The sequence below is a fragment of the Psychrobacter pacificensis genome, assembly GCF_900101915.1.
Lineage (GTDB): Bacteria > Pseudomonadota > Gammaproteobacteria > Pseudomonadales > Moraxellaceae > Psychrobacter > Psychrobacter pacificensis.
Window position 1 is genome coordinate 21,744 of the sequence record NZ_FNAL01000009.1, and the last position, 22,779, is coordinate 44,522.

At 44.1% G+C, this 22,779-nt stretch carries 17 protein-coding genes; 7 read left to right on the forward strand and 10 right to left on the reverse strand.

Features of this window, described 5'->3' with window-relative positions; all coding sequences use genetic code 11:
- Positions 1-123 precede the first annotated feature (123 nt).
- Positions 124-1,491 carry a phosphoglucosamine mutase gene (gene glmM, locus BLR43_RS06970; protein ID WP_093069892.1) on the forward strand — a complete coding sequence of 456 codons (1,368 nt, stop codon included), beginning with the start codon at positions 124-126 and terminating at the stop codon, positions 1,489-1,491.
- Positions 1,492-1,593: 102 nt separating this feature from the next.
- Entirely contained in the window at positions 1,594-2,250 is a 657-nt protein-coding gene (gene pdxH, locus BLR43_RS06975; protein WP_201587730.1) for a pyridoxamine 5'-phosphate oxidase, read from the forward strand.
- A 106-nt stretch (positions 2,251-2,356) separates the two neighbouring features.
- Here pdxH and BLR43_RS06980 read toward each other — a convergent pair whose 3' ends face one another.
- The 7 genes from BLR43_RS06980 to BLR43_RS07010 form a co-directional block, all read right to left on the reverse strand.
- Positions 2,357-3,673 carry an HlyD family secretion protein gene (locus BLR43_RS06980; protein ID WP_093069897.1) on the reverse strand — a complete coding sequence of 439 codons (1,317 nt, stop codon included), beginning with the start codon at positions 3,671-3,673 and terminating at the stop codon, positions 2,357-2,359.
- Between the two features lie 89 nt (positions 3,674-3,762).
- The gene (locus tag BLR43_RS06985) at positions 3,763-5,451 is read right to left on the reverse strand and encodes an efflux MFS transporter permease (RefSeq protein ID WP_093069899.1); all 1,689 of its coding nucleotides are present in this window, start codon (positions 5,449-5,451) and stop codon (positions 3,763-3,765) included.
- Between the two features lie 372 nt (positions 5,452-5,823).
- Positions 5,824-6,453 carry a glutathione S-transferase family protein gene (locus tag BLR43_RS06990; protein ID WP_093069901.1) on the reverse strand — a complete coding sequence of 210 codons (630 nt, stop codon included), beginning with the start codon at positions 6,451-6,453 and terminating at the stop codon, positions 5,824-5,826.
- A 4-nt stretch (positions 6,454-6,457) separates the two neighbouring features.
- Complete coding sequence (locus tag BLR43_RS06995) at positions 6,458-7,135, reverse strand: type 1 glutamine amidotransferase domain-containing protein (RefSeq protein ID WP_093069903.1); 678 nt, start codon at positions 7,133-7,135, stop codon at positions 6,458-6,460.
- A gap of 251 nt (positions 7,136-7,386) precedes the next feature.
- Positions 7,387-8,436, reverse strand: a complete 1,050-nt coding sequence (locus BLR43_RS07000) for an NADP-dependent oxidoreductase (protein ID WP_093069906.1) — start codon at positions 8,434-8,436, stop codon at positions 7,387-7,389.
- A 169-nt stretch (positions 8,437-8,605) separates the two neighbouring features.
- Positions 8,606-9,817, reverse strand: coding sequence for an iron-containing alcohol dehydrogenase (locus BLR43_RS07005; RefSeq protein WP_093069908.1), 1,212 nt, complete (start codon positions 9,815-9,817; stop codon positions 8,606-8,608).
- Between the two features lie 281 nt (positions 9,818-10,098).
- Positions 10,099-10,704, reverse strand: coding sequence for a TetR/AcrR family transcriptional regulator (locus BLR43_RS07010; RefSeq protein ID WP_093069911.1), 606 nt, complete (start codon positions 10,702-10,704; stop codon positions 10,099-10,101).
- A 348-nt stretch (positions 10,705-11,052) separates the two neighbouring features.
- On the opposite strand from BLR43_RS07010, the gene BLR43_RS07015 reads away from it, so the two are divergent.
- Entirely contained in the window at positions 11,053-12,537 is a 1,485-nt protein-coding gene (locus tag BLR43_RS07015) for an aldehyde dehydrogenase family protein (RefSeq protein ID WP_093069913.1), read from the forward strand.
- 118 nt (positions 12,538-12,655) lie between these two features.
- Here the strand turns inward: BLR43_RS07015 and BLR43_RS07020 are convergent, their stop codons facing one another.
- The gene (locus BLR43_RS07020; RefSeq protein ID WP_093069915.1) at positions 12,656-12,901 is read right to left on the reverse strand and encodes a hypothetical protein; all 246 of its coding nucleotides are present in this window, start codon (positions 12,899-12,901) and stop codon (positions 12,656-12,658) included.
- 502 nt (positions 12,902-13,403) lie between these two features.
- On the opposite strand from BLR43_RS07020, the gene BLR43_RS07025 reads away from it, so the two are divergent.
- Positions 13,404-14,777 (forward strand): DASH family cryptochrome, encoded by a 1,374-nt coding sequence (locus BLR43_RS07025; protein WP_093069918.1) that lies wholly within the window; start codon positions 13,404-13,406, stop codon positions 14,775-14,777.
- A 207-nt stretch (positions 14,778-14,984) separates the two neighbouring features.
- Here BLR43_RS07025 and BLR43_RS07030 read toward each other — a convergent pair whose 3' ends face one another.
- Both BLR43_RS07030 and BLR43_RS07035 read right to left on the reverse strand, forming a co-directional pair.
- Positions 14,985-15,731 (reverse strand): hypothetical protein, encoded by a 747-nt coding sequence (locus BLR43_RS07030; RefSeq protein WP_093069920.1) that lies wholly within the window; start codon positions 15,729-15,731, stop codon positions 14,985-14,987.
- 88 nt (positions 15,732-15,819) lie between these two features.
- A complete protein-coding gene (locus BLR43_RS07035) occupies positions 15,820-16,566 on the reverse strand; it encodes a hypothetical protein (RefSeq protein ID WP_093069923.1) in 747 nt (248 codons plus the stop codon).
- 465 nt (positions 16,567-17,031) lie between these two features.
- On the opposite strand from BLR43_RS07035, the gene BLR43_RS07040 reads away from it, so the two are divergent.
- From BLR43_RS07040 to BLR43_RS07050, 3 genes are all read left to right on the forward strand, one after another.
- On the forward strand, positions 17,032-18,186 hold the full coding sequence (locus BLR43_RS07040) for an MFS transporter (RefSeq protein WP_265088265.1): 1,155 nt from the start codon (positions 17,032-17,034) through the stop codon (positions 18,184-18,186).
- A 307-nt stretch (positions 18,187-18,493) separates the two neighbouring features.
- On the forward strand, positions 18,494-20,164 hold the full coding sequence (locus BLR43_RS07045) for a fatty acid--CoA ligase (RefSeq protein WP_071001717.1): 1,671 nt from the start codon (positions 18,494-18,496) through the stop codon (positions 20,162-20,164).
- A gap of 314 nt (positions 20,165-20,478) precedes the next feature.
- Positions 20,479-22,500, forward strand: a complete 2,022-nt coding sequence (locus BLR43_RS07050) for a propionate--CoA ligase (protein WP_227674264.1) — start codon at positions 20,479-20,481, stop codon at positions 22,498-22,500.
- The last annotated feature ends 279 nt before the right edge of the window (positions 22,501-22,779 follow it).

A 22,779-nucleotide genomic window follows, 5' to 3' on the forward strand; every position in this document is an offset into this window, starting at 1 on the left:
GCCAACAATGCTTTGTTATTGTTGGCTGTTTTTTTTGTAGAATATAAAAGCATATTATTACAATAGAAGTATTGCCTGCGCATACGCTTGGCCTTTTATTTTTAGACTTGAGGAATATAAATAATGAGTTACTTTGGCACTGATGGTATCCGTGGAAAATTTGGTGAATTGCCTATTACCCCTGACTTTATTTTAAAACTGGGTTATGCGACTGGACAGGTGCTCATAGAAGCCAACGAAAATTCTACGCGCAAACCAAGTGTGGTCATCGGCAAAGATACTCGTCTCTCAGGTTATGTCATTGAAGGTGCTCTGCAAGCAGGTTTTAACGGGGCTGGCGTCGATGTTTATATGCTTGGTCCATTACCGACGCCAGCGATTGCACATTTGACTCGCAGTTTTAATGCCGATGCGGGTGTGGTTATCTCAGCGTCACATAATCCTTATTATGATAACGGTATCAAGTTCTTCTCAGGTAGTGGCAAAAAAATCAGTGATGAGATGCAGATAGCAATTAATGACAGATTAACGGCAATCATGAGTGATGCTAATGGTAACAATGCCACGATGCCTATCCTTGACCCTGCAAACCTAGGCAAAAACCGCCGAATTGACGATGCAAAAGGTCGATACATTGAATTTTGCAAAGGCAGCTTCCCATATCAGTATGATCTTAGCCATCTGACCGTCGTGGTTGATTGTGCCAATGGTGCAGGCTATAGCGTCGCACCTAGAGTCATGCGGGAGCTTGGTGCTAGTGTTATCGCTATCAATAACACTCCAGACGGCATCAATATCAATGCTGAATGTGGCTCTACTCATCCTGAAGGTCTGCAAAAAGCGGTGCTTGAGCATGAAGCAGATGTTGGTATCGCATTAGATGGTGACGGCGATCGCATTGTGATGGTTGATGAGACAGGTAAGCTGGTTGATGGTGACGGTATCTTATATGTGCTCGCGACCCAAGGACTCACCAAAGCGCAAGGCGTCGTTGGTACGCTTATGAGTAATATGGGATTAGAGTTGGCATTAAAGGCGGCTGACATTGATTTTACTCGTGCAAAAGTAGGCGACCGCTATGTCATGCAAGACTTGGAGGCCAATGGTTGGATACTGGGCGGTGAGCCATCTGGACATATTCTGTGCCTGGACAAAAGCCGTACAGGCGATGCGATCATAGCAGGGTTGCAAGTATTGGCTGTGATGCAAGCGCAAGGACGTGCACTGAGTGAGCTGGTCGAAGGGTTTGACGTACTACCACAGAAGCTGGTCAATGTACGTCTGTCTCAGATGCAAGACCCATACAAGCATGAAGAACTGGTCGCCGCTTTTGACAAAGCACAGACGACTTTAGAAGGTCGTGGTCGTCTTCTTATTCGCCAATCAGGTACAGAGCCTGTGATTCGAGTCATGGTTGAGTCTGATGATGAGATAGAGTGTGATGTGATGGCAAATGATTTGGCTGATCATATCAAGTCGGTATTAGGTTAATAGTATTCAACGCTTAATATTCAAAGCTTAATATTCAAAGCTTAGCACTCAAGATTACAATGTTGAAATGTCATAATTTTATAATAAGGAATGATCATGAGCATGGACTTTACCGACCAACGCCTTTCATATGAAAAAGGCGCGCTTGATCAACAGTCAGTACCAGCGTCACCATTTGAGCTATTTAAGGCTTGGATGGATGAGGCAATAGCGCAAAAAGTGCAAGAACCTTATGCTATGAGTTTGGCAACTTGCGGTGCAGACAATAAGCCTAGCGTCCGTATCGTGTTACTGCGTGAAATTACGGATACAGGTATTATTTTTTATACCAATTATGACAGCGCGAAAGGACAGGACGTTGCAGCAAACCCCAATGCTGAAGCGCTGTTTTTTTGGCATGAGCTGGAGCGCCAAGTTCGTATTAGTGGTCGTATTGCTAAAATTGACGCTGAAAAATCTGCTGCCTATTTTCAAAAACGTCCACATGATAGCCAAATAGGTGCTTGGGTCAGTCAACCGCAAAGTGGTGAAGTCACCAATCGTGAGGTGATGGAGCAAACGTTCGAGCAACTTCAGGCCAAATATCCAGAAAACACCACAGTGCCAACGCCAGCGTTTTGGGGTGGGTATGAAATTACGGTTGAAAAAATCGAGTTCTGGCAAGGTCGTGCCAACCGTATGCATGACCGCATCGTATATACGCAAGATGGTGATAGCCAAAGCGCTGAAAGCTGGACGACCAAGCGTCTACTACCATAGTGTTTGGCTGATTTTGAAATCCTAGCTCATTTAAAAATATAAAAAAGCCACTCTATATCCAGTCTCTCGGGTATTTAGAGTGGCTTTTTTATATCAGTTATTTGCTTTATTTGGCATTGGTATCGACATCCACAGAGACGGACATACCAGGACGCAAGCGTGCAAGCTCAGGTTGGTGCGGATCCAAGTCGATACGTACTGGGATGCGCTGCGCAATTTTTATATAGTTACCTGTCGCAGGATTGGCGGCACCTGCACTAAACTCACTGCCAGTGGCTGGTGAGATGTTGCTCACATGACCTGTGAATTTGGCACCGCCAAGCGCATCCACATGAATAGTAGCTGGTTCGCCGATTGCCATACTGGCTATTTGGGTTTCCTTAAAGTTTGCGATAATCCAAATGCCTTTTGGTACGATATACATGAGCTGGGTGCCCGCGCTAACGTACTGACCTTCTTTGACACTGATTTGGCTCAGCTGACCGGACTCAGGTGCTGTGATGATCGTATTATCGAGATTAATTTGTGCTTGCTTCACACCTGCCTCAGCACTTTTGATATTTGCGTCCAGCGAGGGTTGGGTGCCACTGGTTTTGGCGAGGTTTTGTTGCGCGGCTTGTAAATTGGCTTCAGCCTGTTGCACGCTTGCCTGTGCTTGAGCCAGCTTTGCTTTGATATGAGCCACTTCTGCTTTTGATACCGCACCGATAGCATCTAAGCCCTGATAGCGATTGACGTCTTCACGAGCGCTCTCGACATTGATTTTGGCGCTATATAAGTCTGCTTTGCGTGCTTCGATTTGTGCTTGGCTAGATTGCGTGTCTTGAACATTGGTAGAGCGACTGGTGACCGCCACTTCAGTATTGGCCTCAGCTTGTTCAAGTTGCTGTTGAAACGTTCGATCATCTATTTTTATCAGTAGATCGCCCGCTTTTACATCAGCAAAATCCTGCACCGCCACTTCGGTGACATAGCCGGAAACTTGCGGACTAATAATAGTGGTTTGACCTTTGACAAAGGCGTTATTGGTTTGTTGCACCGTAGGCGTAAATGGTGGCAGTTTCCAAGCATATAAAATTAAGGCCGCACCAATGACAATCAGCGCAATCAATAATCCCAAATTTAGATAGGATTTTTTCTTGGGAGACCAGCCAGCCGTATTTGATATCGGCTCTTTTGGCGGCATAGGCGTTTCATTATCATCGTCTTGATTTTCTATAGAGCCTTCTACAGAGTTATCCTCACGCACGCTATCAGGCGTATCAGTAGCTGCTTGTATCTCGGATGTATCCGTTTTCTTTTGCGTAGCGCTTGTAGCGGTCTCTACTGGAGCCGTAGCAGACTCTGTACGTGTGTCTGTTGCTGGAGCATCAGTTGACGTCTGAGAGGGCTGGTTAAGCTCATTTGGTTTTTCTTGGCTCATGACGTGCTCCTAAATATGAATAAGCAAATACTAAAGTGGTCTGACTGTAAATAAATCGGGTTAAAAAATTACCAGTGTAATAAGCTTGACTATTTTGTTTCGCGCATCTTGGCAATGACGGCGAGCTCTTTGGCCAGTGGGTTGCGCTTGTGGTAGCGGTTGTAAAGATAATTGAGCAGCAAAATAATCGTAACGGCAGTAGCAAGACAGGCCATCAGAAAAAACAAATCACTGTATGCTGCGACCGTTGCTTGGCGCTGAATGCCTTGCAGTACTTGGCTCATTGCACCGATATTTGCTTGGGCCGCGTCAGTGGTCTGATTCGACAGCATGTTACGAGTGCCTACCACCTGGGCGCTAAATGCAGGATCGCCCAAATTTAATGAGCTGACCATATCTGCATAATGCATTTGTGTACGAATGGTCGTAAATGCCTGAATGGCTGCCGCACCTGCCAGTCCGCCAACTGTTTGAGAGATGCCAAAAATCACTGAAAAACTAATAATATACGCAGGGCCACTGCCAATAGCCCGCAAAAACCCTTCAAAAACCAAAGGACCCATGAAATACACCGCGGCAAAGGCAATCAAAAACTGGCTGAGATAAAACGTATAGGGTGCTGAATTAATAGATACACCAACATCCATCCAAGACCCTAAGGCAATCAATGCCACGGCAAAAATAACAGGTCGGCGCAAATCCATCGCATTGGTACTAAAAATACTAATAATCAAAGCCAGTGCACTGGCGGCTATAATAACAGCATAAAAAGTAACCAGCTGATCGTTACCGTAGCCGAGGTTAGCGAGCAATCCTGCCGCTCCGACGTTTTGCTCAGATAGCAAAATCCGCATAACAGCGCCCGTCACCATGAATGCAATAATATTGCGGCTACGCATCCAGCGCACTTGTAGCATCGGATTTTTGCGATGCGTCTCAATCCATAACGCGATGCTAATCCCGACGATAGCAATCATCAGTGGATAGACGAGCCAAGGTGTCGTCCACCATAAAATTCGACCTTGTACCAAAACGACAGCCAATGCAGCCAGACCACTAGCAAAAAAACCAAAGCTTATAAAATCCAATTTCTCAAATACTTTTTCTGTATTCCCTGGTGGTAGCTCTAATATATTAATCAGCCCAAAACAAATCAGCGCCAGACCAAATTGAAATAAAAATAAATTTTCAAGCTGACCGTCGATGGCGAGGTAGGGCGAGATGACACGTGATAATGGAATACCAAACTGTACCAGACCAAATCCCAATATCAGACCACTAGTACGTTTGACGGTTGGCATACCCTGAAGACAATAAAACAAGCCCAATACGGTCATACCACTTGCCACCATACCACTAAGTCCCCTAGCGACAATCTCTAAATAATAGGGCTCAATGCTAATATTAGGTGTGTCTAACAAGTGACTGCTGATCAGCCACTGTAGACTGGTGGCGGCTAACAAAAATGACAGGGTGATTTTGCTAAAAAGCGACATGCCAAATTGCTGACGAATTTTGTACAGCAGAACGGTGATACAGGCATTGGTCATATTATAACTGACCGATATCCAACCACCTTCAGCTGGCGTTAAGCCTAGCTGACCCTGAATTTGCGTCAGGTTGGCGACAAGTAGACCATTTTGGAAGCTGGCTGTGAGACCCACAAAAATCCCAATGAGCAAATAAAACACTTTACGGCGTGCCGGATGGTCAGGATTGGCTGGAGAGCCTACCATTATTGGCTGTTCGTGGGGCTTAAACTGGTATTCGTTACTCATGGGCTTACCACAATCTATATAAGGAAATAGAGTGAAATAGGACAGATGCCAGACGGGGAGTCAGGTCATTGCAGTTGGTGTTTATAGCGTGAAACGCCAGTCAACTCACTGATGGTATCTGAAAGATAACCCAAAAAATTCAGAAAGGATTTTATCATAACTTTTATCGTGCTTTTGTCATCGACACGTAATTGATGGATGGTGCTGAGCAATTTGTTTGGTTGCTCTACAGCTTAATGCTCTCATATGACGTTGATGACTATAATTCGATGGTTATTCATGCAATCATAAAATAAAGCACGCATAAAAAACAGCTCTATACAGAGCTGTTTGTGTGTATCGAAAAAATGGTCTGTCAGTTAAGGCATCAGGTTAGACGGTTTCGTCATACTTTGCTTCTAGCTGCATCGCACGCTGATAGCTATCGAGACTGGCAAGCGCTTCAGCATACTGCCTGATATTCGGGTAAGCGTCGAGTTTTTGACGCTTAGCGAGAATGATTAAGTCAAATGACAACATAAAGTCAGCACCACTTAGCTTATCACCCACAATGAACGACTTACCTTCAACCGAAGCATCCAGATATTCAAACAATCTGGTTTTTTCTGTATCGATATAGCCATTCAAAAACTCATTGTCATCAATGCCTGCTTTTTTGGTAAATAGCTCAAGCATTAATGGCAACATCAGCGAGCTTTCTGCAAAGTCAATCCACTGCAGATAATATCCATAATCTGAACTATCTGTAGCAGGGCGCAGACGCTCGGGCGCAAATCGTTCAATCAATAACTCTGTAATCGCACCGGACTCAGCGTAAATCTGTCCATCCATCTCGATAACTGGAGATTTACCGAGTGGGTGAACTGCCTTCAGGGAATCTGGTGCCAAATGAGTCTTGGCATCGCGCTGATGACTGACCACTTCATAAGGCACGCCTAGCTCTTCTAAGAGCCAAAGCGTACGCAACGAACGTGACTGATTAAGGTGATGTAAGCGAATCATGATATTAACCTTTGAGCTTGTTGATCAAACGCTTAGCCGCTTCTTCTGATGAGGCTGGGTTTTGACCTGTGATCAATAAACCATCTTCGACCACAAACTCTTCCCAATCAGCGGCTTTTTCATAGTTACCACCGTTAGCTTTTAATACGTCTTCTACTAGGAACGGTACTACGTCTGTTAGGCCGACAGCCTCTTCTTCTGAATTGGTAAATCCGGTAACGGTTTTACCTTTGACTAAGTACTCACCATCGACTTTGACGTTCTTGAGCGCTCCAGGAGAGTGACAAACAAAGGCAACGGGTTTATCTTGCTGTACAAAAGTCTCAATCAAACTAATCGAGTCTTTATCAACTGCTAAATCCCATAATGGACCATGACCACCTGGATAGAATACGCTGTCGAAATCTTCAGCTTTCATATCCGCAAGTTTTTTGGTATTGGCAAGGTGCTTTTGCGCCTCGCTATCTTCTTTGAAGCGCTTAGTATCTTTGGTTTGAGCGTCTTCGGTATCGCTACTAGGATCAAGCGGCGGCTGACCACCAGCAGGCGAGGCGAGTGTGACATTGGCACCTGCATCGAGAAACGCATAGTAAGGAGCTGCAAATTCTTCTAGCCAAAATCCTGTTTTCTTACCAGTATCGCCTAGATGATCGTGTGAGGTTAGTACCATTAAAATATTCATAACTATCCTTATTTATTGTTTATATGTGAGTAAAGCAAATTATTAACAGCCACATTTTTATTGATAGGGGATTCATTCAAATGACAAGCCAGATGACCAAAACGTTATCAGTATAAGTGGTGACCGCTAATATTATTCCAGCTTCAGACGTAACTTTCAGTAGTGATCTTAGCAAGTTGTGTCGTTAAGTTGTTATTAACAATAGTTATTGCCTATCGTCAATTATTTAACAGTCAATTATTTAACATAAGTTACTGAACGTCAGAGACCTTAACCACTGTTTTACCAAAGTTATCGCCGTTTAGCATACCGACAAAGGCTTTTGGTGCATTGTCTAGACCATCAGCGATGTATTCTTTGGTTTTGACGTCGCCTGACTCTACCCATTTGCTCATGGTTTCTAAGAACTCTGGGAAGTGGTCGCCATACTCTTCAAAGATAATGAAGCCTCTGACTGTGAGACGCTGACGGAGAATGAGTCCCATCAATTGACCTAGGCGGTCTTTGCCATCAGGTAGATCGGTTGCATTGTATTGTGAGACCAGACCGCATACGGGAATACGAGCATGATCATTTAATAAGGGCATGACCGCATCAAACACGTGCCCACCGACGTTTTCATAATAGATATCGATACCATCTGGGCAGGCCGCTTTTAATTGCTCGGCAAAGTCATCGGCTCTGTGGTCGATACAGACATCAAAGCCAAGCTCGTTGACCGCGAAATCGCATTTCTCTTTACCGCCTGCCACACCAACAGTGCGAAGACCATATTGATGACCCACTTGACCGACCGTAGCACCGACAGGGCCAGTGGCTGCAGCGACAACTAACGTTTCGCCTTTTTGTGGTTTGCCGATATCGGTCAGACCCATGTAACCAGTGAAGCCGGGCATACCTAACACACCTAAACCATAAGAAGGGTTTGCCATGTTTTTGTCCAGTTTCAGGACGCCTTCGCCATCACTGACACTGTAGTCCTGCCAGCCGGAATTTGATACGACCAAATCACCGACAGCAAATTTATCGATATTAGACTCAACCACTTGAGCAACCGTGCCACCCATGATGACGTCACCGACTGCTAAAGGGTCAGCGTAGCTTTTTGCATCGCTCATACGTCCACGCATATATGGGTCTAATGACAGATATACCGTGCGTAATAACATCTCGTTATCGTTTGGCGTTGGAATGTCGCTGGTTGTCAGATCAAAGTTGTCAGCGGTTGGCTCGCCGTTCGGGCGGCTGGCAAGTTTGATTTGACGGTTGGTTTGTTGATTCTGCTCTTTATCGAAGCTCATAGTAGGACTCCTTTATATTTATTCATTGTCATTATTATAGAGGTATTAGAGGTAGTAACTACTCAGCATTGAACTGAATAGCTACTATAAATAGCATAACGTTATGTAGTTATTGTTACTGTCGCGATTTTTCTTATAATTCTTCTGACAGTTCTTGCTATATCGCTTATTAAGACGCTTTGCTAGTTACAGCACGCTGTAAGATACGACGTGAGACGTCCAAATCGTTTTTGCCGTGCTCACCAAGTTCGACCATGTTATGTGCATCAAGTTGCTTGATAATTGGATCAATCGCTGACTCAGTCAAATCGACGTCTTCTAAGCTCACTGGCAAGCCAAGTTCGCGGAAGAAGTTTTCAGTATAGACAATGGCCGTTTCGATGATGGCATCATCGTCTTGGTCAGTATCAGTGATGTTCCATACGTTACGAGCATACTGGAGTAGTTTTTCTTTTTTGCTTTCTTTTAGCTCACGCATGACCGATGGCAACACGATGGTCAAGGTACGTGCATGATCGATAGCGTGCAAAGACGTAAGCTCATGACCGATCATATGGGTTGTCCAGTCTTGTGGCACACCAGTACCGATCAGGCCGTTCAATGCCATAGTTGCTGTCCACATAATGTTCTTACGTGTTTCTAGGTTCTCTGGATCTTGCTTAACGACTAGACCTTCATCGATAAGGATTTTGAGCAAGCTTTCAGCAAAAGCGTCTTGAACCTTGGCATTGACTGGGTAAGTTAAATACTGTTCCATCACATGGACAAAGGCATCAGCAACGCCGTTCATAATCTGACGTTCAGGAAGTGTCAGTGTCTTGAATGGATCTAGGATTGAGAATTTAGGGAAGGCCAGTGGGTTACCAAATGGTAGTTTTGCTTGACGTTCGCTATAGTTAATCACGCCGCCTGAGTTCATCTCAGAACCCGTTGCTGGGATGGTCAATACCGCACCTAGGTCAATAGCAGAATCGATGTTTTTGCAATAACCTGTTAGCGCGTCCCAAGCTTGGTCACGTGAGACAGTACCATCTTCTTCAGTTAATGAAGATACGAGTGCCACAAATTTACTGCCATCAATCACAGAACCACCGCCAACTGCTAATAAGAAGTCGATGTTTTGCTCATTCACCATATCGGCTGCTTTTAATAGTGTGGTGAATTCTGGATTGGCTTCGATACCACCAAATTCAAACACAATACGGTTACCGCTTGCCGCTAATGCAGTTTTTACTTCATCTAAAGTACCGGTACGCTGTGCTGAACCACCACCGTAAGTAATAAGAACGCGAGCGTCAGTAGGCACTAGGTCTGATAGTTGTTCGATTTGACCTTCACCAAAAACGATGCGGACTGGGTTGTAGTATTGAAAGTTATTCATAAAATTCCTAATGTTGATAAAAATGGTTCCGTCAAATATGTTGACGTTAGATAATGAGTGGTAAGCAATGCTTATTTTATATTTGCTCTAAATGCTTGATGCGCATTGTACACCAATTAGACCAGTCGTCTAGTTATTGTTTATAAATGATTACAAAACTCTCATACAACGTTTTTATCAAGCATTGGGTTTTAAATAACAATATGATGTGTGGACGCAAACATAAGCCCCCAATTTAGGGGGCTCTAATACCGAAAACGTTACTGTTTATTATCTTATTATCAACGTCCCATCTGAGTCGTCGTCATTTGCCAAATTTCCGCTAGGGGCGTATTCGTTTGGCTGATCTTAGCCATTAGGCTGGCACCAAGCCACGCGAAATACCAACGTTTGGCCATACTCTCAGCTGATATATTATCGTGACGAGGTACAGACCCATCTATCCAGCCTGCCTTGATCTGCTCGGCGAGCCACATGGTCGTTTGTTGATAGCCGGTATCAAGTGCTTTACGCATGGTTTCTGATATATCAGCCACTTCTGCGCTTAGCTTCACTACCAAGCATTTGTCGTGATCACAGCCGTTCTGCTGGGTGTCGTACCAGTTTTGGAAGTAATCATATAGCTTTTGCTGGGCGCTCAAATTTTGTGCATCGATGATATCAAGACGAGCTTTATATAAGCTGAAGTAATGATTGATGATGGCCTCACCAAAGGCTTCTTTTGAGGCAAAATAATGATAAAAAGAGCCTTTAGGCACGCCAGCTGTATCTAAGATTTGTTTGAGGCCGACAGCGGTAAAGCCTTTTTTGGCTATTAATTGGTAACCAGTGGCAAGCAAATGAGCTTTGGTATCGGGTGTGGTGCTAGTGTCTGTGATATTAGACATAAATAGAATTTTCTCCCTTGATAATCGTAGTAATAGGGTCGTCAGGTTTCATTTGAGCGTCATGTCGATGGCATATTCTAATGCTATATATTTATATGTGTTACGTTTTATCGACAATATTGGCTGAAAAAACAGTCCTGTTTTACTAATATCTATGGTAGCATTAGACCAGTCGTCTATCAAGGTAGGTTTTGTTCTTATCAGTTATCATAAATTTTCGATTTTAATTTATGTCAATTTGTGATTTAACCATAACTGTGAGTATCTTACCTATAAGACAGCTTCAACTATTTTATTCAAAGTACTGAAAATAAATTTTTATATAACAAAGCAAAAATAAGGATAATTATGTCAAGCAATGATAATAACAGTAATGCCTATAGCGATTTTCATTTGCAATTCATTGGCGGTGAATGGCAAAAAGGTAAAGATGATAGCATTAATACTGATACTAATCCCTACAATGGCGATACGATTGTAGAAATTCAGCAAGCGACTAAAGACCAGCTTGATGAAGCATACGATGCTGCCGACCAAGCGCAAGCCAAATGGGCAAAAACGACGCCAGCTGAGCGTGCAGCTGTTATGTATAAGGTAGTCAGTATCCTAGATCAGCGCCAAGATGAAATCGTCGATTGGCTGATTAAAGAATCAGGTAGTACGCGCATCAAGGCTATGGTCGAATTCAGTTCAGCCCGTGCCATCACGCTTGAAGCAGCGTCTTTTCCTAACCGCGTACACGGTGAGATTCGTCCCTCTAACACTCCTGGCAAAGAAAACTTTATTTATCGCGAGCCCATCGGAGTGGTAGCAGTCATTAGCCCATGGAACTTTCCGCTGCATTTAACCCAGCGTTCTATCGCACCAGCCCTAGCACTCGGTAACGCAGTGGTGCTCAAGCCTGCGAGCGACACACCCATCACTGGCGGTTTGTTACTGGCAAAAGTATTTGAAGAAGCGGGTCTGCCAAAAGGTTTATTAAACGTCGTGGTCGGCTCCGGTAGTGAGATAGGCGATGCCATCGTCGAGCACAAAGCGCCAAGCTTAGTATCATTTACAGGCTCAACCTCAGTAGGCCAGCACATCGGTGAGCTAGCAAATGGCGGTGAGTATATCAAACAAGTCGCGCTTGAGCTGGGTGGTAACAGTCCATTTGTGGTACTCAAGGATGCTGACATTGAGCAAGCAGCCAAAGCCGCTGCTTTTGGTAAATTCTTGCATCAAGGCCAAATCTGTATCGCGATCAATAGGGTTATCGTGGAAGACGAGATATATGATGACTTTGTAGAGCGTTTCTTGGCCCATGTCAAAACATTGAATGTCGGTGATCCTAATAAGCAAGATACGGCTGTTGGCCCTATCATCAACGAAAAACAACTCAAATCGCTCAAAGAGAAAATCGCTAAAGCGCAGGAGGAAGGCGCGAAAATGATACTCAGTGGTGAGATTGAAGGCCAAGTCGTACCGCCGCATATCTTTACTGAAGTCACTCGCGAGATGGATCTATCCTGTAATGAAGTGTTTGGACCCTTGGTTGGTATCATTCGTGCTAAAGACGAAGATGATGCATTATCAATCGCCAATGACTCTATGTATGGCCTATCTAGTGCGGTATTCACTGCTGATATGCAAAAAGGCCTGCGTTTCGCTCGTGGTATCAGAGCTGGTATGACCCATATCAATGACATCTCAGTGAACGACGAAAGTAACACGCCATTTGGTGGTGAGAAAAACTCAGGTATCGGTCGCTTTAATGGTGAATGGGTACTAGAAGAGTTCACCAGAACACATTGGATTTCAATGCAAAACGAGCCACGTCAGTATCCGTTCTAATAGCATTGCACTACGATAAATAATAAAAAAAGACCGCTTCGATAGCGGTCTTTTTTTGTGATGTTCGATGGTTGTGCTTGAACCTACTTATATGACAATTAGCCTATAGTCTAGTCATCTATCTAGCATGAAAACCCAATAACCCTTCAATCTCTTCGATAGTCATACGTCTGACCAGCGCTTGCTCTTCAACTGACAAGCGATTGGTATGCTCTTTTATCATGGTATGGATGCTCCGAGATATCTCAGAGGTGGTGGCATAATACATTTGTGGCTGCTCTTTTGTCAGTCTCATCAAAAAACGATTGATAAGTTTACGTTTTTCATCCGATTTGTTCTCTTCAGCGATATTTTTTTCAGTCATGGTATTCTCCTAGAGGTAGGCCATTTAAGCAGTCCGGAGCATGAGAGTCAATGGCGATAAGTAGATTTTAGCTTGGATAATTACTACCTTGCTAGTAGGTTATTAATGCCATGAGTCAATACCAAACTTGTCGTAAGCAAGATATGCTATTTTATAATAAAGCCCAATAAAAAAAGAGTATTGAGATTAGGGCGTGTTGAACATTCGCAAATAGGCACTGCTGATCGCTAAAATTGTTCCAGATAAGGCACAAAGCGACGATAATGCAGATGCCTTAGCGAGATTTGTAACGCAGTATGGGGCAATTTTAGCATCAGCCCCAACGATAAAAGCAGGGGACAGGACTCTTTTTTGCCGCTTCATCGTTAAAAATAAGCGCTTAGAATGACTAAACTTATTATTTTTAACATCGAATCGCCTAAAAAATAGTCGCTGTCAGTGCCATGGTCGAATGTTCGACACGCTCTAATTAAAAGCTATCGAACAATAAGAGGTTTATGCCATGTTCCATCAGCTATCTGGTAAAAATGTATTGATTCTCTTTCATAATGACCTGCGAGTGATGGACAATGCCACGTTATCGAAAGCCGCCAAGCTCTCGCGTGATGGGCGATTATTACTGGTTTATGCCTCATCCTTGATGGATATATTGGACAATCAAAACTCTCAGGCTGCTTATCATTATGACACGATGGGCGTCGCCCGCCAGCAATTTTTGCAAGAGAGTTTGGCGGACTTAAATACATCATTAGAGCTGCTTGGCAATAAGTTGCTACATCTACACAAAACCCCAACGTCACCGAATACCTTCATGCAGTTGAATGAACTCATTGAGGCGCAGCAGGTGACAGATATCTGTGTGAGTCAAACGGCCGATTATTATCAGAACCAAATATATGTACGACTACAGAATAAACATCCGCAGATACGTTGGCATATTGAGACAACGGCTACTTTGTTTGATGAGTTACCGCTAGATGATTTGCCCAAAAGCTTTACGCAGTTCCGCAAAAAAATTGAAGCAGATTATGATTTATTGCATGCAGCACAAGACATCGCTATCTGCGCGACGCCAGAGCGATTGGCCCCAATACCTGAGAGTCTGGTGGATAGGTGCGAGTACGAGTACTTCTTTAAAGCAGGCGAAGATAATGCGCAGGCAATCTCCCAACAAAAACAGCAATCTTCTAATTTCAAAGGTGGTGAGTCGAACGGGCTAAATCATTTAAAGAGTTATTTTAATTCCGACGCGCCAAGTACTTATAAAATCACACGAAACGCGCTTGATGAATGGACGCATTCCACAAAATTTTCTGCTTGGCTGGCGAATGGTTCGTTGTCTGTCAACACCATATTGAATCGACTGCGCCGTTATGAGCGTGATGTAATCGCAAATGACTCCACTTATTGGATATGGTTTGAGCTGCTTCGGCGTGAATATTTTTATTGGTACGCTGTCACCCATCAGCAAAAATTATTCTGGTTTAAAGGTATTGGTCAGCACACGCCATCAACCCAACTGGACCAGAAAAAATTAGAACAATGGAGAAATGGTGATACAGCATATCCTATTGTCAACGCCTGTATGCATCAACTGAAGGCAACAGGATATATGTCAAACCGTGGACGACAGTTAGTCGCCAGTTGCTTTATCCATGAGCTAGGTCTTGATTGGCGTTATGGTGCCACTTATTTTGAGCAGCATCTTATCGATTATGATGTCGCCAGTAACTGGGGGAATTGGCAATATCTGGCGGGCGTGGGGGCGGATCCAAGAGGATGTCGGCAGTTCAATCTTGATAAACAAACCCAGCAATATGATCCAAACGGTAAGTTTATCCATCAGTGGCAAGGGGTATTAAAACAAGACAGCTAATCATAAGCGACCACTATCTTGGTTGTCTCTTTAGTCGTGGCAGCGCTTCAATGACACATCATGCTCTTTTGCATTAAACATAGCGATACTAGAGTATACAGATAGCGACCGCCAGACTACTCTCATGCGACTTAATAAGCATGCGGTAAAAAGGGGCTATCTCTTAGCCCCTTTTTTATCATTACGCGATATCAATATAAGAAGAGATTAGGCTTTGATAAGTTTGGGTCGAGCTTTATCAATGGCTTTTATCAGTGCCTTCTCAAACTCACCGTCTTTGAACCTAACAAGATAAGAGTGTGCGGCACAAAAATTGCGAACGTCGCGCCACTCATGTGCTAGGTTGGTTGCCCAGTCGCAATATTGTGCGCCTGCATTTGGCTCGTCTTTGAGTGCTTTTTTGGTGGTAGGGTGCAATATCAGCTCAGGCAATACCGCTTCTAGTAGCTTGATGGGCGGACTCATAAACGTATCATCGACATGCAAGCTTTGGCTGGCAGGATGATAGGCCAACAAGGAGCCTGCATGAATCATCTCATTAGGCGATATATAGTAAATGCCCTCTGACATTGAAAATTTAAGCTCAGGGTAGCGCTCAGCGACTGCATCACTCTCTACCAAATCGTCAGCCCAGCGCACTTCTGGTATCTTTTTATGATGGCGACTACTGCCGTAAAACGTGGCTTGAGGGAAGTCTTTTGCCATTTGCGCACAATATACAGTATGGAATGGATGAACGTTTAGCACCGCTTCGACATCTTGACCATTATTGGTGAGCGCCATGACTTCGTCTCGAACGTCACCTGTTAAGGCGTAGCTGTCCAAAAAGACAAAGCGTCCTGAGGATAGCTTGACCAGTGAGCACTGGGTACCAATGTTTATCACACCGCCGATACGGAATGACCCGCGTATGTTCCAAAATCCTGCCCCTAAATCATGAATTTCATCTGACATTTATCGTTTTCCTTATGTAATATATTGAATCAACAAGTGATTGTTTTTCTTGTCGAAATTTTTATGTTTTACATTTTTTTTAGAGTCGTTATTTTGCCTCAAGCTCGCTACGCGCGTTATTAATAGCAGATAATAACGCTGCTTCAAATTGGCCTTCTTCAAATACGACTAATCCTGAATGTGCACCGCAAAAATGATGTACGCTGCGCCATTCGTGTGCAAGATCTATCGCCCAATCACAATAGGCTTTGCCAGCGTCGGGCTCATCTTTTAGTGCTTGTTTGGTGGTGGGGTGTAAACCTAGGTTTGGCTGTACGGCATCAAACAGCTTAGAAGGTGGTATCTCAAACGTATCATCGACATATATACTTTGGCTAGCAGGATGATAGACCAATAATGAGCTTGCATGGACTGACTCATCAGGGGCGATGTAGTAGATGCCCTGAGGTAGGGAGAACTTCAGCTCAGGATAACGCTCAGCGACCGCATCACTTTCGACCAAATCCTCTGCCCAATTGACTTCTGGTACTTGTTTTGGGTGTCGACTACTACCGTAAAACGTGGCTTGCGGAAAGTCTTTGGCCATTTGCGCACAATGTATCGTATGAAATGGATGAACATTTAAGACGGCTTCGACATCTTGACCATCATTGGTCAATGCCATCACTTGCTGACGAACCTCGTCTTTTAAAGTATAGCTGTCCAAAAAAATAAATCGGCCTGATGATAGCTTTATAAGCGCACATTGGACGCCGATATCCATAATGCCGTTTTTTATAAATGACCCTCGAATACTCCAAAATCCTGCACCTAAATCGTAAATCTCATCATTCATTGACATGACTCCTTAATCATTTAGTTGTTCAATTATTTTGCTTATTGATAGGTAGCACCCTATGATTATTGATTTTTGAGCGCGTAAAGTCTGTAATAGAAAAGATATAAGCAATGTAGATGTGTAAAAATAAAAAGTTGTTAGGTAAATGTCATCATTGAGGGTATAGATCCAATTCTTTATTCTAAATGGAGAGTCTAACCAAGCGCCAATAACACATTTAAACCTGAGTATATCGGTTGGTGTGCTAACATGCTTTTCTGGTCATTATGATAAATAGATATCCTGTATGGCTGTGCACCTCCTTCATAGTTTCACATTATATTCTTTCATTATCCAAGCCAATGACGCCTCCTTGTCATAGCATAATCAATTATAGTAAGCGCCCTTGTGAATAATTCTAAAGATAAAAATCAAAATTTTGCACCAAAGACAGTAGCCTCATCCAGTCACTCTACGTCGTGGATATTAAAGCTCACGATTGGCCTGATTGGTATGTTTGCTTTTTTACAGGTGTACTCTATCCAAGCCGTGCTGCCAGTCATGATGGTGGACTTTTCTGCGACGGAAGTGCAAGCGGGCATGATCGTTGGCGCTACTGTATTGGCCATTGCCATCATGTCACCATTTTTGGGTATGCTCTCAGATGCCGTCGGGCGCAAATCCTTTATCGTCGGTGCTTTGTTATTTTTGGCCATACCAACAGCGCTGATTGCCCAAAGCTCGAGTATTGAATGGGTCGGTATTTGGCGTTTTATGCAAGGACTGTCTGTACCCGGTATTACGGTGGTGACGATTGCTTATATCGGTGAGGAGTTTGAGGGCCGAGCAATGACTGATCTGATGTCCTTTTATGTGTCAGGGAGCGTGCTTGGCGGCTTTATGGGCCGGTTTTTGATGGGGCATTTGCATGAGCTGATTGGCTGGCGTGACGGTTACTATGTGATGACAGCGATGACTTTGTTGGGGGCGATATGGGTTGGCAAGATGCTACCATCGTCTCGTCACTTTGAGGCCAATCCTAATTTTCGCTCAGCGATACAGACGTTAGGTGAGCATGTCACCAATCGTTATGTGGTGACCGCTTGTCTGCTTGGCGCTTGTGTGCTGTTCTCCCTTGTAGGCTGCTTCACTTTTATCAACTTACATTTGGCGGATAAGCCTTATGAGCTTGGTACAGGTGCGCTCGCCAATATTTTTGCCGTGTATTTGCTTGGTGTGATTATTACGCCACTATCAACGACCTTGCTGCGCCGGTTTGGCTCAGCACGTACGGTTCGGGTAGCCATCATTATCTCCATGATTGGAGTTCTGTTGACCTTGGTGACCCCACTATGGGGGGTAATCATAGGACTTGCTGTTATGTCATCTGGTGTGTTTATTACGCAGTCAGCGACCATCAGCTATATTGCTGTTAATGTCAAAAAAGGTCGATCATTGGCATCAGGCTTATATTACATGGGCTATTACACAGGCGGTACGCTTGGCGCGTGGCTGGGTGGTATAGCCTATGCGCGAGGGCAGTGGTCTCTTACCGTATGGTTGTTATTGTTTGTTCAGGTATTGGCACTCTTGATAGCCAGTTTTGGGATGATTAAAACGACAAGACGCGCCACTTAACGGTATATCAGGTATTATCTATGTTTGGTTACCCGTCTTATGATACGTAATGTAAGGTCGCTTTACATGGTGATGGTTTTTTCTTACTATCAAAGAGGTATTCAATCTTATTGCGGTCAGTGAAGCTTGTTGCTTTTACTGCGCCAAAACCGATTGGTATTCAGCAGGACGCTATCAACAGTAATAATGACTCTATATTATAAAAATAGTGTGGTTATAGCGGTTCATTCTGTATTAGTATGTCTTATTGCTACTTATTTATTACTATCTATAACTTATAAGCGCGACAAACAAGGAAATTAGGTCTATGTCAAATATGTACCATGGTGCCCCCTCTGCCTATGATTATCCATTACTGGTCAAGCAGCTCTTAAACCGTGCAAAAACAGTGTCACAAGACCAAGAGATTGTCTATGCGGACAAAAAGCGACTCACTTACAAGGACTTGTTTGAGCGTATCAATCGCTTGGCAAACGTACTTGCTGACCTGAACCTTGATGCAGGCGACATCGTTGCCGTTATGGACTGGGACAGCAATCGCTATCTTGAGTCTTATTTTGCGGTACCGATGTCAGAGTACATTCTACAAACTGTCAATATCCGTCTATCACCAGAAAAAGTCCTCTACACCATCAACCATGCCAAGCCTAAAGTGCTGATGCTAAACTCTGAGTTTGCGCCATTGGTCAAAGACTATCAATTTGAAAATTCTAGTATCGAGCACATTATTTGGCTAGACGACAATGGTTTGACCGCTGAAGGGGTTTTTGGCAGTAATCAAAGCCGCGTGACAGGCGAGTATGAAGCATTGCTAGAAGCTGCTGATAGTCATTTTGACTTTCCAGACTTTGATGAAAATACCATCGCGACGACCTTTTATACCTCAGGTACGACAGGGAATCCCAAAGGCGTTTTCTTTAGTCACCGTCAGTTGGTACTGCACAGTCTAGCGGAAGCGGCAACATTGGGTATGCTACCAAATAAGCAAGGTGTTAGCTACGGTGATGTCTATATGCCGATGACGCCGATGTTCCACGTACACGCATGGGGTTTCCCATTTACAGCAACGATGGTGGGTCTAAAGCAAGTCTATCCAGGACGTTATGCGCCTGATAGCTTGCTGGATTTGATCCTCAATGAAAAGGTGAGTATCACACATTGTGTGCCAACGATTTTGCAGATGGTGCTCAAAGAGGCGCAAGATCGCGATGCCAGCTTTAATGGGCTAAAAATGATCATTGGTGGTTCAAGATTGACCGAAGGGCTAGCAAAAACAGCAATGTCTCAAGGCATCGAAGTTTACACCGGCTACGGTATGTCAGAGACGGCACCGCTTATCAGTCTGACTGAATTTAGTCTCAATGAGCCTGAAATGACGGAAGATGAAGACATCGCCCGTCGCTGTATGACAGGTAAGCCGGTGCTTATGGTCGATGCACAAGTATGGGGTGAGGGCAACAAACCAGTAGGTAAGGGTCAAGAGAATACGGGTGAGCTGGTGCTACGGGCACCTTGGTTGACCCAAAGCTATTTCAAAAATGACGACGCTGGTAAGGAGCTGTGGGAGAGTGGCTATATGCACACTCAAGACATCGCTTACATACGTCCTGATGGTTATATTAAAATCACTGATCGCCTAAAAGATGTGATCAAATCAGGGGGCGAGTGGATCTCATCGCTTGAGATTGAGACGATTTTATCACTGCATCCATCCGTAGCGGATGTCTCAGTGATTGGCGTTCGGGATAAGCAATGGGGCGAGCGTCCGTTGGCTTTGGTGGTACTAAAACCAAATGCTCAAGAAACCAGTGCTGACGATATTAAAGCCATTGCAGAAAAAGCGGTAGAGCGCGGTATCATTCCTAAATATGGCGTGCCAAGTCAATTTAAATTCGTTGATGAACTGCCAAAAACCTCTGTTGGCAAGCATGACAAAAAAGTCATGCGTGAGATGTATGCCAATCAAACTCAAGTATAATATTATCTATCGATTGAATGTCAAAACGCTTGTGCTCATCAAAATGTAATGCGTGTTGCACGCTTAACAGTTGACCTTTGTGATGGGCTCTGCTACATTTTAAACCGATACATAACGTATCGGTTTTTTAATTCTGGCAAGGATGACCAGTATTTATCAGGACATTTTTTACCGCAGTCACAACAGTGTAGCGTTGATAAAGCCAATCGCGTACAAAGATCATATCACGCGATACAAGTGCAATAACAACTTACCAATGCGCCGATTATAAAAAATTCTTATCCCATTTCTCGTTTATGCTAAGGACAGCTACTATGAGCGACCACGCCCAACACCCAGTCTCTACTCTAGCGGCAGACGTGCCCACGTTCGCGGATATTTATCATGATTCCATTATGGCTCGAGAGAATTTTTGGGCTGAGCAAGCAAAGCGCATCTACTGGCATAAAGAGCCTGAGCAGATTCTCGATGACAGCAATCTGCCTTTTGCGAAATGGTTTGTTGGCGGTGAAACCAATCTTTGCTATAACTGTGTCGATCGTCATCTGCCAGACCGTGCAGAGCAAGATGCCTTTGTGTGGGTGTCATCAGAGATCAATCAAGAGTTAATAGAAACCTTTCCAGCGGTCGTTGATTCGTTTAAAGATCTGGGCAATAACGTTGAGTTTTATACAGATTATGCCAAGCGCCGCCTGACTTATAATGATTTATACAAAGAAGTGAATTACTTCGCAGACGTGCTACAGCGTCATGGTATTGGCAAAGGCGACCGTGTCATTATCTATATGCCAATGATTCTAGAAGCAGCATATGCCATGCTGGCTTGTGCTCGCATTGGTGCTATACACTCAGTCGTATTTGGCGGATTTGCCGCGCATAACTTGGCGATCCGCATGGATGATGCTGAGGCAAAAATGGTCATTACAGTGGATGCAAGTCTGCGTGATGGTAAGGTTATTAACTATAAAAATCTCGTCAATCAAGGCGTTGAACAAGCAACAACCAAGCCTGAGCATGTATTAGTTGTCAATCGTGGTATTTTACCGTTTGAGCCGAGAGGTGTCGACGTCGATTATGCGACTGAACGACGTCACAGCTGCGAGGCCCATGCAGTTGTGGCACCAGTTTGGCTTGAATCCAACACACCGTCCTATCTGCTTTATACCTCTGGTACGACTGGCACACCAAAAGGGGTGCAACGTGATACTGGTGGTTATGCAGTCGCGCTGACAACATCGATGGATTATGTCTATGATGGTAAGGCAGGCGAGACATTCTGGGCGATATCAGATATTGGCTGGGCGGTTGGGCATTCGTATACGATTTATGCGCCACTGCTAGCGGGTATGACCAGTGTTATGTACGAAGGCTTACCACACTTACCGAACCCAGGTATCTGGTGGCGTATCGTTGAAGCTAATAAAGTTAATATTCTATTTACGGCGCCTACAGGCGTACGTATGCTCAAAAAGCAAGATGAAAGCTGGATGACGCGCTACGATGTGTCTAGTGTCAAGTCGTTCTTTTTGGCAGGTGAGCCGCTTGATGAGTCAACGGCTAATTGGTTATCTCAGCATTTAGGCGTACCGATTCTAGATCACTATTGGCAGACAGAGTCTGGCTGGCCGATCTTGAGCCATACACCAAAATTCAATCATAAACCGCACAAGCAGGGCTCGCCCGGCTATCCTATGTATGGCTATGAAGCGAAAGTCCTCAATGAGGAAACAGGTGAACCTTGCAGGGCGGGTGAAAAAGGGTTGCTTGCGATTAAAGCGCCACTACCACCTGGCTGTCTCACCACGGTATGGCGTAACGATGAGCGCTTTGTCAGCAGCTACTTTGGTCTGTTTGATGGCCAGCAGTATTCTACCTCAGACTATGCAGTGACAGATGAAGACGGTTACTTTTACATCTTGGGGCGTACCGATGACGTGATAAACGTCGCAGGCCATCGAATAGGTACGCAAGAGATAGAAGAAGCAATTAGTACTCATCCAGAGATGGCAGAATGCGCTGTGGTAGGCATCCAAGATGAGCTAAAAGGCGAGCTACCAATTGCGTTCTGCGTCCTAAAAGATCAATCGCAAGTCGAAACCACCGAAAACCGCTTCCGCATTGAGCAGCAAGTCATAGGCGCTGTGGTCAAATCCTTAGGCGGTATTGCAAGGCCGGCGGCCATTTATTTCCCGCAGGCATTGCCAAAGACGCGCTCTGGCAAAATCCTACGCCGATCTATTCGGGCGTTAGCAGAGGACAGGCCTACCGGCGACATGTCGACGCTTGATAATCCAGCCGCTATTGATGCGATTAAGCAATCAATGAAGGATTATTAGTTGGTATAGGCTAGCAACTATGTTGGTTCCGCCTAAAAACTAGGTTGATCTTATTAGAAGCTCATGAGCAATCATGGGCTTTTTGTTTCTACTATTTGGATAAATCCCCTTTAACAAAACAAACTTAGCGAAAATTTTGATAAAGCGCTTGACCGTAAAATTGATTTATTGTTATAGTCAATAACGATACAAAATAAATCATTTTAAAATTTGGTTTTCTATAAATATTTTGCAAATAACTATTTATAGCGCTTAACTTTTAATGAATACTCAGATACC